Source organism: Pseudomonas sp. TWI923 (genome assembly GCF_039673365.1).
In the GTDB taxonomy this organism is placed as follows: Bacteria; Pseudomonadota; Gammaproteobacteria; order Pseudomonadales; family Pseudomonadaceae; genus Aquipseudomonas; species Aquipseudomonas sichuanensis.
In genome coordinates this window covers 42,142-55,466 of sequence record NZ_JBDJLM010000006.1, presented here as the reverse complement: position 1 = coordinate 55,466, position 13,325 = coordinate 42,142, and the positions used below count along the sequence as shown (strand labels likewise).

General features: G+C 65.7%; 16 protein-coding genes. 11 read left to right on the top strand and 5 right to left on the bottom strand.

What is annotated here, in order from left to right; translation table 11 throughout:
• Positions 1 to 17 precede the first annotated feature (17 nt).
• The 6 genes from ABE459_RS04585 to ABE459_RS04560 all read left to right on the top strand — a co-directional run bounded on the left by ABE459_RS04585 (position 18) and on the right by ABE459_RS04560 (position 4,946).
• Positions 18 to 1,043 (top strand): ABC transporter ATP-binding protein, encoded by a 1,026-nt coding sequence (locus tag ABE459_RS04585; RefSeq protein WP_125462879.1) that lies wholly within the window; start codon positions 18 to 20, stop codon positions 1,041 to 1,043.
• Between the two features lie 26 nt (positions 1,044 to 1,069).
• Positions 1,070 to 1,981, top strand: coding sequence for an ABC transporter permease (locus tag ABE459_RS04580; RefSeq protein ID WP_323831868.1), 912 nt, complete (start codon positions 1,070 to 1,072; stop codon positions 1,979 to 1,981).
• Positions 1,971 to 2,777 (top strand): ABC transporter permease, encoded by an 807-nt coding sequence (locus ABE459_RS04575; RefSeq protein ID WP_125462878.1) that lies wholly within the window; start codon positions 1,971 to 1,973, stop codon positions 2,775 to 2,777. The genes ABE459_RS04580 and ABE459_RS04575 overlap by 11 nt, the downstream gene beginning before the upstream one ends.
• Positions 2,778 to 2,794: 17 nt before the next feature.
• Positions 2,795 to 4,219, top strand: coding sequence for a gamma-aminobutyraldehyde dehydrogenase (locus tag ABE459_RS04570; protein ID WP_323831795.1), 1,425 nt, complete (start codon positions 2,795 to 2,797; stop codon positions 4,217 to 4,219).
• Positions 4,220 to 4,362: 143 nt separating this feature from the next.
• Positions 4,363 to 4,617, top strand: a complete 255-nt coding sequence (locus ABE459_RS04565) for a type II toxin-antitoxin system HicA family toxin (RefSeq protein ID WP_125462876.1) — start codon at positions 4,363 to 4,365, stop codon at positions 4,615 to 4,617.
• Entirely contained in the window at positions 4,614 to 4,946 is a 333-nt protein-coding gene (locus ABE459_RS04560) for a type II toxin-antitoxin system HicB family antitoxin (protein ID WP_125462875.1), read from the top strand. The genes ABE459_RS04565 and ABE459_RS04560 overlap by 4 nt, the downstream gene beginning before the upstream one ends.
• 1 nt (position 4,947) lies before the next feature.
• On the opposite strand, the gene ABE459_RS04555 is transcribed toward ABE459_RS04560, so the two are convergent.
• The 5 genes from ABE459_RS04555 to ABE459_RS04535 all read right to left on the bottom strand — a co-directional run bounded on the left by ABE459_RS04555 (position 4,948) and on the right by ABE459_RS04535 (position 8,853).
• The gene (locus tag ABE459_RS04555; RefSeq protein WP_258705819.1) at positions 4,948 to 6,054 is read right to left on the bottom strand and encodes an NADH:flavin oxidoreductase/NADH oxidase; all 1,107 of its coding nucleotides are present in this window, start codon (positions 6,052 to 6,054) and stop codon (positions 4,948 to 4,950) included.
• Positions 6,055 to 6,230: 176 nt separating this feature from the next.
• A complete protein-coding gene (locus tag ABE459_RS04550; RefSeq protein ID WP_125462873.1) occupies positions 6,231 to 6,989 on the bottom strand; it encodes a collagen-like protein in 759 nt (252 codons plus the stop codon).
• 4 nt (positions 6,990 to 6,993) lie between these two features.
• On the bottom strand, positions 6,994 to 7,257 hold the full coding sequence (locus ABE459_RS04545) for a DUF1145 domain-containing protein (protein ID WP_125462872.1): 264 nt from the start codon (positions 7,255 to 7,257) through the stop codon (positions 6,994 to 6,996).
• Between the two features lie 97 nt (positions 7,258 to 7,354).
• Positions 7,355 to 8,074 (bottom strand): OmpA family protein, encoded by a 720-nt coding sequence (locus tag ABE459_RS04540; RefSeq protein WP_323831798.1) that lies wholly within the window; start codon positions 8,072 to 8,074, stop codon positions 7,355 to 7,357.
• Positions 8,075 to 8,163: 89 nt separating this feature from the next.
• Positions 8,164 to 8,853, bottom strand: coding sequence for an OmpA family protein (locus tag ABE459_RS04535; RefSeq protein WP_110995510.1), 690 nt, complete (start codon positions 8,851 to 8,853; stop codon positions 8,164 to 8,166).
• Positions 8,854 to 9,012: 159 nt separating this feature from the next.
• Here ABE459_RS04535 and ABE459_RS04530 point away from each other — a divergent pair, with 159 nt between their 5' ends.
• The 5 genes from ABE459_RS04530 to ABE459_RS04510 all read left to right on the top strand — a co-directional run bounded on the left by ABE459_RS04530 (position 9,013) and on the right by ABE459_RS04510 (position 13,302).
• A complete protein-coding gene (locus ABE459_RS04530) occupies positions 9,013 to 9,507 on the top strand; it encodes a DUF6231 family protein (RefSeq protein WP_323831800.1) in 495 nt (164 codons plus the stop codon).
• 4 nt (positions 9,508 to 9,511) lie between these two features.
• A complete protein-coding gene (locus tag ABE459_RS04525; protein WP_125462868.1) occupies positions 9,512 to 9,988 on the top strand; it encodes a YchJ family protein in 477 nt (158 codons plus the stop codon).
• A gap of 2 nt (positions 9,989 to 9,990) precedes the next feature.
• Positions 9,991 to 10,467 (top strand): LEA type 2 family protein, encoded by a 477-nt coding sequence (locus ABE459_RS04520; RefSeq protein ID WP_125462867.1) that lies wholly within the window; start codon positions 9,991 to 9,993, stop codon positions 10,465 to 10,467.
• 7 nt (positions 10,468 to 10,474) lie between these two features.
• Positions 10,475 to 10,678, top strand: coding sequence for an SEC-C metal-binding domain-containing protein (locus ABE459_RS04515; protein ID WP_012313055.1), 204 nt, complete (start codon positions 10,475 to 10,477; stop codon positions 10,676 to 10,678).
• Positions 10,679 to 10,866: 188 nt separating this feature from the next.
• Positions 10,867 to 13,302, top strand: coding sequence for a penicillin acylase family protein (locus ABE459_RS04510; RefSeq protein ID WP_323831806.1), 2,436 nt, complete (start codon positions 10,867 to 10,869; stop codon positions 13,300 to 13,302).
• The last annotated feature ends 23 nt before the right edge of the window (positions 13,303 to 13,325 follow it).

Below are 13,325 nucleotides of genomic sequence, written 5' to 3'. Positions count from 1 at the left end.
CCAGCTGAGTACCGCTTATGCCCCTAGCCGTACAGTTCACCCAGGTTTCCCGCACCTTCGGCGAGGTCAAGGCCGTCGACCAGGTCAGCATCGACATCGAGGACGGCGAGTTCTTCTCCATGCTCGGCCCCTCGGGTTCGGGCAAGACCACCTGCCTGCGCCTGATCGCCGGCTTCGAGCAACCCAGCAGCGGCTCGATCCGTATCCATGGCAGCGAGGCCGCCGGACTGCCGCCGTACCAGCGTGACGTCAACACCGTGTTCCAGGACTACGCCCTGTTCCCCCACATGAACGTGCGCGACAACGTCGCCTATGGCCTGAAAGTCAAAGGCGTGGCCAAGGCCGAACGCCATGCTCGTGCCGACGAGGCGCTGGCCATGGTCGCCCTGGACGGCTACGGCGCACGCAAGCCGGCGCAGCTGTCCGGCGGCCAGCGCCAGCGCGTCGCCCTGGCCCGCGCCCTGGTCAACCGGCCACGGGTGCTGCTGCTCGATGAACCGCTCGGCGCCCTCGATCTCAAGTTGCGCGAGCAGATGCAGGGCGAGCTGAAAAAGCTGCAGCGCCAGCTGGGCATCACCTTCATCTTCGTCACCCACGACCAGACCGAGGCATTGTCGATGTCCGACCGGGTGGCCGTGTTCAACCGCGGGCGCATCGAACAGGTCGACACGCCCCGCAACCTGTACATGCAGCCGGCGACCACCTTCGTCGCCGAGTTCGTCGGCACCTCCAACGTGCTGCGCGGGGAACTGGCGCAACAGCTCAATGGCAGCGCATCGCCCTTCTCCATCCGCCCCGAGCACATCCGCCTCGACGGCCAGCCCGCCAGCGGCGACGTACAGGTCGGTGGGGTGCTGCACGACATCCAGTACCAGGGCAGCGCCACCCGTTTCGAGGTGAAGCTGGACTGCGGCCAACTGCTCGCCGTAAGCCAGGCCAACGACCGCTGGCAGGCACAGGCGCACCAGTGGCAGGCCGGCCAGCGCGTGCAGGCCAGCTGGCCGCGCGAGGCGATGACCGCGCTGCGGGAAACCCAGCCATGAGCCTGGCCGCTGAAAAAGCAACGGGCATCACGCCGCTGCGGCGCCTGAGCGACCTGCTGTACCGGCGCCCCAACCTGTACCTGATGATGCTGCTGATCCCACCGTTGCTGTGGTTCGGCGCGATCTACCTGGGCTCGCTGCTGAACCTGTTGTGGCAAGGTTTCTACACCTTCGACGACTTCACCATGGCGGTGACGCCGGACCTGACCCTGGCCAACTTCGCCGCGCTGTTCAACCCGGCCAACTTCGACATCATCCTGCGTACCCTGAGCATGGCCGTGGCGGTGTCGCTGGCCAGCGCCGTGCTGGCCTTCCCCATCGCCTACTACATGGCGCGCTACACCACCGGCCGCACCAAGGCGTTCTTCTACATCGCGGTGATGATGCCGATGTGGGCCAGCTACATCGTCAAGACCTACGCCTGGACCCTGCTGCTGGCCAAGGGCGGCGTGGCTCAGTGGTTCATCCAGCAACTGCACCTGCAGCCGCTGTTGCAGCTGGTGCTGGACATCCCCGGCGTGGGCGGCAGCACCCTGTCGACCTCGCACCTGGGGCGCTTTCTGGTGTTCGTCTACATCTGGCTGCCGTTCATGATCCTGCCGATCCAGGCGGCACTGGAGCGCTTGCCGCCTTCCCTGCTGCAAGCCTCGGCCGACCTCGGCGCCAAACCCCGGCAAACGTTCATGCAGGTGATCCTGCCGCTGTCGGTGCCGGGCATCGCCGCCGGCTCGATCTTCACGTTCTCGCTGACCCTGGGCGACTTCATCGTGCCGCAACTGGTCGGCCCGCCCGGCTATTTCATCGGCAGCATGGTGTATGCCCAGCAAGGGGCGATCGGCAACATGCCCATGGCGGCGGCCTTTACCCTGGTGCCGATCGTGCTGATCGCGGTGTATCTGTCCATCGTCAAACGCCTGGGGGCCTTCGATGCACTCTGAAAAAGCCTCGACGGGCCTGCGCCTGGCGGCCTGGGGCGGGCTGGTGTTCCTGCACTTCCCGATCCTGATCATCCTGCTCTATGCCTTCAATACCGAAGACGCGGCGTTCAGTTTCCCGCCCAAGGGCTTCACGCTGAAGTGGTTCGCCGTGGCCCTCGCCCGCCCCGACGTGCTCGAAGCGATCAAGCTGTCATTGCAGGTGGCCTGCCTGGCCACGCTGATCGCCCTGGTGCTTGGCACCCTGGCGTCGGCGGCGCTGTACCGACGCAGCTTTTTCGGCAAGGAAAGCATCTCGCTGATGCTGATCCTGCCGATCGCCCTGCCCGGCATCATCACCGGTATCGCCCTACTCTCGGCGTTCAAGCGCTTAGGCATAGAACCCGGGCTGTTCACCATCGTCGTCGGCCACGCCACGTTCTGCGTGGTGATCGTCTACAACAACGTCATTGCCCGCCTGCGCCGTACTTCGCAGAGCCTGATCGAAGCCTCGATGGACCTGGGCGCCGACGGTTGGCAGACCTTTCGCTACATCATCCTGCCCAACCTGGGCTCGGCACTGCTGGCCGGCGGCATGCTGGCCTTCGCCCTGTCGTTCGACGAAATCATCGTCACCACCTTCACCGCCGGCAACGAGCGCACCTTGCCGATCTGGCTGCTCAACCAACTCAGCCGCCCGCGCGACGTGCCGGTGACCAACGTGGTCGCCATGCTGGTGATGCTGGTGACCATGCTGCCGATCCTCGGCGCCTATTACCTGACCCGTGGCGGTGAAAGCGTCGCGGGCAGCGGCAAATGACCCTGGAGGAGTCCCTGATGCAAACCAACATGCTGATCAACGGCAAGCTTGTCGCTGGCGAAGGCCCAGCCTGGACCGTGCTCGACCCGGCCAAGGGCACGGCCCTGGCACAGATCAACGAAGCCACTGAGGCCCAGGTCGACAGCGCTGTGCGCGCGGCCGACAAGGCGTTCGACGGCTGGTCGCAGACCACGCCGAAAGAGCGCTCGACCGCGCTACTGGCCATCGCCGACGTCATCGAACAGCACGGCGCGGCGCTGGCCAGGCTGGAGTCTGACAACTGCGGCAAACCTTACGCTGCCGCACTCAACGATGAGATCCCGGCCATCGCCGACGTGTTCCGCTACTTCGCCGGCGCGGCGCGCTGCCTGGGCGGCTCGGCGGCGGGTGAGTACCTGCCCGGGCACACCTCGATGATCCGCCGTGACCCGCTGGGGGTGGTGGCGTCCATCGCGCCGTGGAACTACCCGCTGATGATGCTGGCGTGGAAGATCGCCCCGGCGCTGGCCGCCGGCAACACCGTGGTGATCAAACCTTCGGAGCTGACCCCGCTGACCGCACTTCACCTGGGTGAGCTGATTCAGGGCCTGCTGCCGGCCGGCGTTCTCAACATCCTGTTCGGCCGCGGCCAGACCGTCGGCAACCCGCTGGTTACCCACCCCAAGGTGCGCATGGTGTCGCTGACCGGCTCCATCCCCACCGGCGCGCACATCATCGGCGCCACCGCCGACAGCGTGAAGCGCATGCACATGGAGCTGGGCGGCAAGGCCCCGGTGATCGTGTTCGACGATGCCGACATCGATGCCGCCATCGAAGGCATCCGCACCTTCGGCTTCTACAACGCCGGGCAGGACTGCACCGCGGCCTGCCGCCTGTACGTGCAGGACGGCATCTACGAGCGCTTCGTCGAACGCCTGGGCGAGGCGGTGGCCAGCCTCAAGCACGGCCTGCAGAGCGATCCGGCCACCGAGCTTGGCCCGCTGATCAGCGCCCAGCACCGCGACAAGGTCGCCGGGCTGGTACAGCGTGCGATTGCCCAGCCGCATATCCGCCTGGTCACCGGCGGCAAGGCCGTGCCGGGAGACGGGTTCTTCTTCGAACCCACCGTGCTGGCCGACACCCTGCAGGATGACGAGATCGTCCGCCACGAAGTGTTCGGGCCGGTGGTGTCGGTGACCCGCTTCAGCGACGAGGCCCAGGCGCTGGAATGGGCCAACGACTCCGAGTACGGCCTGGCTTCATCGGTATGGACCCGCGACAGCGGCCGCGCCCACCGCCTGGCGGCACGGCTGCATTACGGCTGCACCTGGGTGAACACCCACTTCATGCTGGTCAGCGAAATGCCCCATGGCGGGCAGAAGCATTCGGGGTACGGGAAGGATATGTCGATGTACGGGCTGGAGGACTACACCTGTGTGCGGCATGTGATGTTCAAACATTGATGCAGGGATGACAGAAGCCGACTGGCAGTGACGGCCAGTCGGCTTTTTGCTGCCTGCCATACCGATATTTCCCGCAACCTGCCGCTGCCACGCCTTACCGCCAAGCCGTTGAGCAAAATAAACTGGTATCACAGACTGATACCATGAATAATCACCAACGCGCTTTACTCGAACTTGTCTTCAAGAAACCTGTGCCCAAAACCCTGGACTGGATACGCCTGGAATCATTGCTGGTATCGCTTGGCGCCAGGACGGTCGAAGGTAGGGGGTCACGCGTACGGTTCGAACTCCACGGGGCGGTCGCAACCTTCCACCGCCCTCACCCGGACCGCCACGCCAAAGCCTATCAAGTGAAGGATGCCCGCCAGTTCCTGGAGCAGGCAGGAGTGACACCATGAATGTGATGAACTACCGCGGCTATGCCGCCCGCATCGAATACAGCGACGAAGACCAACTGCTGGTTGGCCATGTCGCCGGTATCCACGACGTGATCGGCTTCCATGGCGAATCGATCAGCGAACTGCGCCAGGCCTTCGAGGAAGCCGTCGACGACTACCTCGAAACCTGTCAGCGCCTGGGGCGCGAACCGCAAAAGACCTACTCCGGCAAGCTCAGCCTGCGCCTGGAGCCCACGCTTCACGCCAGCGTGGCGGCCCAGGCGGAGCTTGCGCAGAAAAGCATCAACCAATGGGTGAGCGACATCCTCAGCAAGGCCGCCTACCGCTGAGTCAATCGCGCAGGTCCGACTCGTGGATCGGGTTGGCCCGGCTGGTCGCCCGCTGGTACTGCGCCGGCCACGTGGCCTTGTTGCCGCCCAGGTCATCGTCGGCGTGCAGTGGCCAGTACGGGTCACGCAGCAGTTCACGGGCCAGGAAAATCACATCGGCCTGGCCGGTGCGCAGGATGTGCTCGGCCTGGGCGGGTTCGGTGATCATGCCAACGGTGCCGGTGGCGATTTCCGACTCTTTGCGCACCCGCTCGGCGAAGCGGGTCTGGTAGCCCGGGCCGGTTGGGATCTCGGCGTTGACCGAGGTGCCGCCAGATGAAACGTCGATCAGGTCGACACCCAGCACGCGCAGGCGGCGCGCCAGTTCGACAGTTTCATCAGGGTTCCAGCCATCCTCCACCCAGTCGGTGGCCGATACGCGAACGAACAGTGGCAGCTCCTGCGGCCACACCTTGCGCACTGCTTCGGTAACCTGCAGGGTCAGGCGAATGCGGTTTTCGAAGCAACTGCCATAGTCGTCGCGACGCTGGTTGCTCAGCGGCGACAAGAACTGGTGCAACAGGTAGCCATGGGCGGCGTGGATTTCCACGACCTTGAAACCCGCCTTCAATGCGCGCTCGGTCGCGGCCACAAACGCGGCCACCACGCCCTGGATCTCGTCCTTGCTCAACTCGCGCGGCGCGGTGTGCTGCGGGTCGAAGGCGATTTTCGATGGGCCGACCGGCTGCCACCCACCCTCTTCGAGCTTGACGCTGCCCTGCTTGCCCAACCAGGGGCGATAAGTGCTGGCCTTGCGTCCGGCGTGGGCCAGCTGGATGCCGGGCACGGCGCCCTGAGCGGTGATGAAGCGGGTGATGCGCTGCAGCGGGGCGATCTGTTCGTCGTTCCACAGGCCAAGGTCTTCGGCAGTGATGCGGCCATCGGCGGTGACCGCAACGGCCTCGCTGATCACCAGGCCCGCGCCACCGACAGCACGGCTGCCCAAGTGCACCAGGTGCCAGTCGTTGGCCAGGCCGTCGACGGCGGAGTACTGGCACATGGGGGAAACGGCAATACGGTTGGGCAGGGTCAGCTGACGCAGGGTATACGGCTCAAGCAGCAGGCTCATGAGAGCACCTCCCGGGGGACTCCAATGGTTGTCCGGTCCGGGCACTTGTAGTGAGAACTTGGCCGGTACCGGTCCTTTTCAGACTAGACCATGGGTGTCGGAGGTGTCTGACCGTTAGGTGGGGAGTCGCTGACAAGCCTGCCTGATAACGCCTCAAGCAGGCTCAGCCCCGGCGCTTACAAACGCTGAAGGATCAACTCCCCGGCAGCGCCGGCGGCACCTGGCTCCCCGGGTTGCCCTGGCAGGCCATTGGCGCCGGCCGCCGTGCTGTACACCAGGCAGCCCTTGCTCGCTCCGCCCTTGCCAGCCTTGCCGGCTGCGCCCGGCTTGCCCGGCGCGCCGCCCTCCAGCCGCACCATGATCCGTTCCTGGGCGAAGCCGTCCGGCAGCGCCAGGCGGATCCGCCCGCCAGGGGCACCATCGTGCCCATTGCCACCGTTGTCACCATTGGCCCCTCGGCTGGCCTGCCCCCAGGTGCAGCCACCCGGTTTGCCATTACCGCCGTCGAGACCGACATAGCCTGGCGCGCCAGCGCCGCCACGGGCATCGATGACGAGCTGCTCGGCTTCAAGCGCCTGCAGGCGCAAGTCGAGGTTGCGCCCCGGACGGGCTGCCCGCTCATAAGTGCCGGGGGCACCAGGCGCACTGATTTCACTGCCTTCACCCAGGTGGGCGCTGGCGGCGCTGATGCTGAGGTCGCGATCGGCGGGGGCGATGGCGATGCGCGCATCGCGCCCCAACTCCAGGCGGTCGATCTTCAGCTCAGTGAGAGTGGCTGGCAGCAACAGGGTCGCCGAGTCGGCCACACGCAGCTGTTCAAGGTGCACGCTGGCCGACTTGTTCGGCAGGCGCAGCATGGAGTGAGCGGCGACTTCAAGGCTTTCTGCCTGAGCCAGGGGCGCGGCCAAAGCGGCCAGCAACATCAATTTATGCATGGCTCTAGGCCTTACCAGGTTTGGGGATGGACATGACGTGGAAGATGCCGGTCAGCAGGATCTGCAACCGATCGAACCAGCGGTGGCTGCGCCCGCGCAAGCTGGCGTTGAAAAACAGCACCTCGAGCACGTGCAGTGACAGCAGGACGATGCCGGCGGCATTGATCAGCAGATTGAGCGGCAATGGCTGCGGCATGAACAGGTTGAACAGCACCACCCACCAGAACAGCACCGTCAGGACCTTGCCCAGGCCCAGGATGAACTTCATACCCCGCCCCCACTGTTTATTGTTATGCCAGCACGGCCCGTTCGAGCGGACCGCGCAGGCAACAGTAACCTTACTGCGGCAGGCGCGCCAGAGGGGGTCAGTTCAGGTGCAATTCCACCCGTCGGTTACGCCCCCGGCCTTCATCGCTCTCGTTGTCAGCAATCGGATCAGCCTCGCCACGGCCCTGGCTGGTCACCTTGTCCGGTGCCAGCCCCTGGCTGATCAGGTACTCGGCGACGCTGCTGGCACGGCGCTCGGACAGGCGCAGGTTGTAGCTGTCGGAACCGACGCTGTCGGTGAAGCCAATGACCTTGACCCTGGTCACGCCCGGCGCGTTCAGCCTGGGCAGCAGGCTTTGCAGGCGCTGCCGGGCGGCTGCCGTGAGCTCGGCGGAGTCGAAGGCGAACAGCACCTGGCCCTGATCGTCGAGGGTAATCACCTCAGGGGTCGCGGCGGGCTCGGCTTGCGCCTGCGCGGGAGGGTATTGGGGCAGCGGGCAGCCCATGTGGTTTACCTGGGTGCCGGCGGGGGTGTCCGGGCAACGGTCGCGGCGGTCGAAGACACCATCGCCATCCTCATCGCCATCCTGGGCGTAGCAGATCAGGCCACCGGCGATGGCTCCCAGGGCACCGCCACCGGCCGCCCAACTGGAGCTCTCGATAGCCCCCAGGCCACCGCCTACCAGCCCACCGAGCAGGCTGCAGAGGGGCCAGGTCCTTTGATTGAGGGGCGCGCTGCCATCGCTGTGGGTGGCGCAACCGGCCAGCAGGCTGGTGGCCAGCAACAGCGGCAGCGCCGCCTTGGACAAAACACGCATGGTGAATGCTCCTGTGTCACCGGCCGCTACCGGTCCCCCAGGAGTAAAGACGCGCCCGCGCCACTTCTCAAGGCACGGGCGCAGGGCCGTCAACGCTGGATCTTGATCTCGGTACGGCGGTTCATGGCGCGCCCGTCAGCCGTGGCGTTGTCAGCCACAGGTTGGGTCTCGCCGGCCCCCACGACCGAAACGAAGCTGCTGCGCGGTACGCCTTGTTCGACCAGATAATCGGTCACCGAATGGGCACGGCGCTCGGAAAGCTTCTGGTTGTAGCGGTCGGAACCGACGCTGTCGGTATGGCCGGTAACGCTCAGGCGGGCGCTCGGGGCCTCCTGCTTGAGGCGCGTGGCAATGGTATTGAGGCGCTCCTTGTCGGTGGCGGTGAGGCGTGCCGAGTCGAACTCGAAGCGCACATCACGGATGACGATGACTTCTTCCTTCTGTACCACGACCTCCTCGACCACTGGGGGTGGTGGCGGGCAGCCGTTGGCATCGACCTGGACCCCGCGCGGCGTGCCTGGGCACTTGTCGCGGCTGTCCGGCACACCATCGCCGTCTTCGTCGCCATCGCCGTGGGCCCAGCAATAACCGGCCGCCAGGCCGCCACCGAGCAATGCACCCCAGCCAGCCCAGCTGGAACTCTCGATGGCGCCCAAGGCCGCGCCGCCTACACCCCCGACGGCAGCACACTTCGGCCAGTCGGTTTTTTGCAAACCTGCACAACCAGTCAACACACTGGTGAGCAGGACCAGGGGTATCGCTGTGCGTACTATGCTCATCTTGTTGCTTCTCCTAGGGGAATCGGTGCAAAACCGATGCTCTGGAAGTAAAGACTGCTGTTTCTCGCTCTGCCAGCAATAAGCCACGACGTGGCGCCGTGCCTCTATGCCAGGCGTGCCGGGGCCGTTAGTCTTGAGCGACCTGAACGAGGAATGGCAATGACCGACGCTTTCTCACAACGCACGCCACAGCAGGCCCTGGCCGCCCTGCTCGAGCGCTTCACGCCACACAAGCTGCTGCTGGTGGGCACGCGCTTCCCAGCCCTGGACGCCTTCGCCGCGGAGCACCCGGATACCCTCATAGAAGTCGCCTCACCCGGCCCATTGCCGGCCGGCCTGGCCGCCCAGCGCTTCGACCTGGCGTTGCTGGTGGACTGCCTTGAACACCTGCCCAAACGCAGTGGCCTGGAGCTGCTTGGCGGCATTCGCAACCTCAATGCCAGCAGGGTCGCGGTACTCGCAGACCTGGGCGCCTGCGGCTGGCACGACACCGATTTTTTCTCGCTGGCGCTCTCGGCCAGCGAGAAATTCCAACGCGACGAACAGGTGCTCAGCCTGTTCACCTATGATCTGCATGACTACAAACAGGTGCCGGACTGGCTTAATGCGAAGTTCTGGGCCAATCCACAAAATTTCGGCAAGTACTGGTGGTGACTCGATGAGTGTCTCGGTCTGCCCTTGCGGCAGCGGCAACCTGCTCGACGCCTGCTGTGGGCATTATCACGCCGGCACCCCGGCACCGGATGCGCAGACGCTGATGCGCTCGCGCTACAGCGCCTACGTGCTGGGGCTGATGGATTATCTGGTCGGCACCACGCTGCCGGCCCAGCAGGCCGGCCTGGACCGCGCCGGCATGGCGGCCTGGAGCGCGCAGAGCACCTGGCTGGGGCTCGAGGTGGAAAGCGCCGAGGTGCTCGGCGGGCAACCCGAGCATGCCTTCGTCACCTTCACCGCACGCTGGCATGACGGCCAAGGCGATCACCAGCACCGCGAACGCTCGGCCTTCGTTCAGCAGGCCGGGCGCTGGTACTTCATCGACCCGACCGTGGAACTGAAAGTCGGGCGCAATGATCCCTGCCCCTGCGCCAGCGGGCAGAAATTCAAGAAATGCTGCGCCAGCTATTTCGGTAACTGAACATGCGCGCCCTCGCCCGCCTGATGCTGCTGGCTTTACTGCTGAGCGGGTTGGCGGGCTGCGCCAGCTGGGGCGACGACAGCTGGCGCCAGCCAGAGGTGCACCTGGTGAAGGTGGAAAAGGTCAGGATGCGCCTGCACCAGCAAGAATTCGTGCTGCACCTGCAGGTCATCAACCCCAACGACAGCCGGCTGTTCATTCGCAACCTGCACTACGCGGTACACCTGGGTGACATCCTGCTGGCCGAAGAGGATGTCAGCCTCTGGCGCAGCGTTGGCGCTCATGCCCGGCGCACTTTCAAGATCACCGCGCGGACCAACCTCTGGCAGCACCTCAAGCCCCTGGCGAAACTGCTCAGGAGCCAACAACCATTGCACTACCGGCTGCAAGGCGACCTGGCCACCGGGCTGATCATCCCCCGGGACCTGCACTTGTCGCGCAGTGGTGAGATAATGCCCGGCGATTTTCTACCGGAGTAATCCCGCAATGACTCAGCAACCCCATGTTCATGGCCCCGACTGCAACCACGGTCACGACCATCACCACGATCACGACCACGGCCATGTGCATGGCCCGCACTGCAACCACGGCCACCAGGAGCCGGTGCGCAATGCCCTGAAGGACGTCGGTCGCAACGACCCGTGCCCATGCGGCAGCGAGAAGAAATTCAAGAAGTGCCACGGCGCTTGAAGCAGCCCTGAGCGCCAAGCTGCAAGCCGCAAGATAAAACGGGCCGGTGCAATGCCGGCTTTTTCTTGAGGCTTGCAGCCGGCGGCAAGCCGTTCGTAAATAAAGCGCCCCCGCACCTTGCACGGCGACTGCGCGCTCACTACCTTAGCGCCTTTCCAAACCCCGCCACGCCCTGCAGGAGCCTAGTCATGGCCGCGCCCGTCCTTCCTCCCTTCCGCCCCCGCTTCGGCAGCGCCGCCGCGATGCTCGGCATGCTTGCGCTGACTGGCTGCCAGATGGGCGGCATGCAGGACAGCGTACCACCGACCACCGGCGTCCAGCCGCTCAAGGGCCTGGCGCAGAATGTTTCGGTGCGGCGCAACGCCATGGGTGCGCCGCTGATCGAAAGCAGCAACTTCCACGATGCGCTGTTCAGCCTGGGCTATATCCATGCCGGTGACCGCATTGAACAAATGGTCACCCTGCGCCTGCTGGCCCAAGGCCGCCTGGCCGAGCTGGCCGGCCCCGAGGCGCTGGAAATCGACCGCCTGATGCGCGCCGCCAACCTCAAGCAGAGCGCCGGCCAGCTCTACGCCGACGCCTCGCCGCGGCTCAAGCGCTTCTTCGAAGTGTATGCCCGAGGGGTCAACGCCTACCTGTTCCGCTACCGCGACAAGATGCCGGCCGAACTGGCCCGTAGCGGCTATCGCCCCGAGTACTGGAAGCCGGAGGACTCGGCGCTGATCTTCAGCCTGTATGCCTTCAGCCAGTCGGTGAACCTGCAGGAAGAGCTCTCGGCCCTGACCCTGGCGCAGAAGGTCGGCGCAGATAAACTGGCCTGGCTGCTGCCCGGCGCGCCCGACGAAGCCCTGGCCGAAAGCGAAGTCGACAAGCTCAAGGGCCTGAACCTGGCCAGCCAGCTGCCGGGCCTTGCCTCGCTCGCCGTCGCCGGCCAGCAACTGGCCGACCTCGGCTTGCTCGGCAACCCCGGCTCGTCCAACCTCGCCCTCGGGCCGCAACGCAGTCGCAGCGGCAAGAGCCTGCTGGCCAGCGACAGCCGGGCGCCTTGGGCGCTGAGCCCGGTGCAGATCCATACCGGTAAATACCAGGTCGCCGGCCTTTCGCTGCCGGGCCTGCCGATCGTGCTGGCCGGCTACAACGGTAAAGTGGCGTGGAGCGCCAGCGCGGTAATGGCCGACAACCAGGACCTGTTCCTCGAACAGGTACGCCGCCAGGGCAGCCAGCTGACGTACCTGGCCGACGGCAAATGGCAGCAAGCCCGCGCACGCAGCGAAACCTTCTTCGTCCGTGGCCAGCGCCCGCAACGCGAAGTGCTGTATGACACCCGCCATGGCACCCTGCTGCCGGGCCACGGCAGCCTGGCCTTGGCCTTGCACCTGCCGCAGCTCAAGGACGATCGCAGCCTCGACGCGTTGTTCGACCTGACCCGCGCCAGCAACATCGAGCGGGCCTTCGACAGCACCCGTGAAATCGGCGCTGCAGCCCTTAACTTCGTGTTCGCCGAACCCGAGCACATCGGCTGGCAAGTCAGTGGCCGCTACCCCAACCGCCGCGACGGCCAGGGGCTGCTGCCCTCGCCGGGCTGGGACGGGCGCTATGACTGGGATGGCTACGCCGACGCCATGCTCCACCCTTACGATCAGGACCCGGCCGCCGGCTTCATCGGCCATGCCAACCAGCGCAGCCAGCCCAAGGGCTACGGCATGCAGCTGTCGAGCAGCTGGTACTACCCTGAACGCGCCGAGCGCCTGGCTCAGCTGGCGGGCAACGGCCGCCATGACAGCCGTAGCCTGATGGCCCTGCAGAACGACCAGGTGACGCTGCTGGCCGACAAGCTCAAGCAGATGTTCGATGCCCCGGGCATGGCCCTGCCACTCAAACAGGCCATCGACGCCTTGCCCGTCGCCCAGCGCGACAAGGCCCGCGACGCCCTGGCCCGGCTCAAGGCCTTCGATGGCCGGCTGAGCCCGGTGTCGGCCGATGCCGCGCTGTATGAGCTGTTCCTCCAGGAAGTCACCCGGCAGACCTTCCTTGACGACCTCGGCCCCGAGTCGAGCCCGGCCTGGCAAGCGTTCGTCGGCAATGCCCAGCTCTCCTATTCGGCCCAGGCCGACCATCTGTTGGGCCGCGAGGACAGCCCGTTCTGGGATGACCGTGGCACGCCACAGAAGGAAGACAAACCGGCCATCCTCGCACGCAGCCTGGCGGCGGCGATCGATACCGGCACCGCCCAGCTCGGCGCCGACCGCCGTGCCTGGCAGTGGGGCAAGCTGCACCAGTATCGCTGGCCAGCACCGAACTACCGTGGCCTGGGCGATAGCCTCAGCCGCTCGCCAATGGCTGCCGGCGGTGACTTCAGCACCCTGGCACTCACGCCCTACGCCTGGGGCAGCAACTTCGACACCCGTCTGCCGGCCTCGGCGCGGATGATCGTCGACTTCGGCCAGTCCGAACCTTTGCAACTGCTGACCAGCAGCGGCCAGTCCGGCAACCCGGCGAGCCGCCACTACAGCGACGGGCTGGATGCCTGGTTCAAGGGGCGCTTCATGAGCTTGCCGCTGCAACCGCAGAACTTCGGACGGGCTTATGGCAGCCAGCGACTCACACTGGTGCCGGGGAAGTAAGCCGACAGACATGAAAAAGCCGC

What these genes read in the sequence shown, in the direction of transcription:
- ABE459_RS04545 (WP_125462872.1), bottom strand. Translation starts at nt 7,257, where the DNA reads ATGAAGTTCATCCTGGGCCTGGGCAAGGTCCTGACGGTGCTGTTCTGG.
- ABE459_RS04560 (WP_125462875.1), top strand. Translation starts at nt 4,614, where the DNA reads ATGAATGTGATGAACTACCGCGGCTATGCCGCCCGCATCGAATACAGC.
- ABE459_RS04585 (WP_125462879.1), top strand. Translation starts at nt 18, where the DNA reads ATGCCCCTAGCCGTACAGTTCACCCAGGTTTCCCGCACCTTCGGCGAG.
- ABE459_RS04530 (WP_323831800.1), top strand. Translation starts at nt 9,013, where the DNA reads ATGACCGACGCTTTCTCACAACGCACGCCACAGCAGGCCCTGGCCGCC.
- ABE459_RS04540 (WP_323831798.1), bottom strand. Translation starts at nt 8,074, where the DNA reads ATGCGTGTTTTGTCCAAGGCGGCGCTGCCGCTGTTGCTGGCCACCAGC.
- ABE459_RS04510 (WP_323831806.1), top strand. Translation starts at nt 10,867, where the DNA reads ATGGCCGCGCCCGTCCTTCCTCCCTTCCGCCCCCGCTTCGGCAGCGCC.
- ABE459_RS04535 (WP_110995510.1), bottom strand. Translation starts at nt 8,853, where the DNA reads ATGAGCATAGTACGCACAGCGATACCCCTGGTCCTGCTCACCAGTGTG.
- ABE459_RS04520 (WP_125462867.1), top strand. Translation starts at nt 9,991, where the DNA reads ATGCGCGCCCTCGCCCGCCTGATGCTGCTGGCTTTACTGCTGAGCGGG.
- ABE459_RS04565 (WP_125462876.1), top strand. Translation starts at nt 4,363, where the DNA reads ATGAATAATCACCAACGCGCTTTACTCGAACTTGTCTTCAAGAAACCT.
- ABE459_RS04555 (WP_258705819.1), bottom strand. Translation starts at nt 6,054, where the DNA reads ATGAGCCTGCTGCTTGAGCCGTATACCCTGCGTCAGCTGACCCTGCCC.
- ABE459_RS04570 (WP_323831795.1), top strand. Translation starts at nt 2,795, where the DNA reads ATGCAAACCAACATGCTGATCAACGGCAAGCTTGTCGCTGGCGAAGGC.
- ABE459_RS04575 (WP_125462878.1), top strand. Translation starts at nt 1,971, where the DNA reads ATGCACTCTGAAAAAGCCTCGACGGGCCTGCGCCTGGCGGCCTGGGGC.
- ABE459_RS04550 (WP_125462873.1), bottom strand. Translation starts at nt 6,989, where the DNA reads ATGCATAAATTGATGTTGCTGGCCGCTTTGGCCGCGCCCCTGGCTCAG.
- ABE459_RS04525 (WP_125462868.1), top strand. Translation starts at nt 9,512, where the DNA reads ATGAGTGTCTCGGTCTGCCCTTGCGGCAGCGGCAACCTGCTCGACGCC.
- ABE459_RS04515 (WP_012313055.1), top strand. Translation starts at nt 10,475, where the DNA reads ATGACTCAGCAACCCCATGTTCATGGCCCCGACTGCAACCACGGTCAC.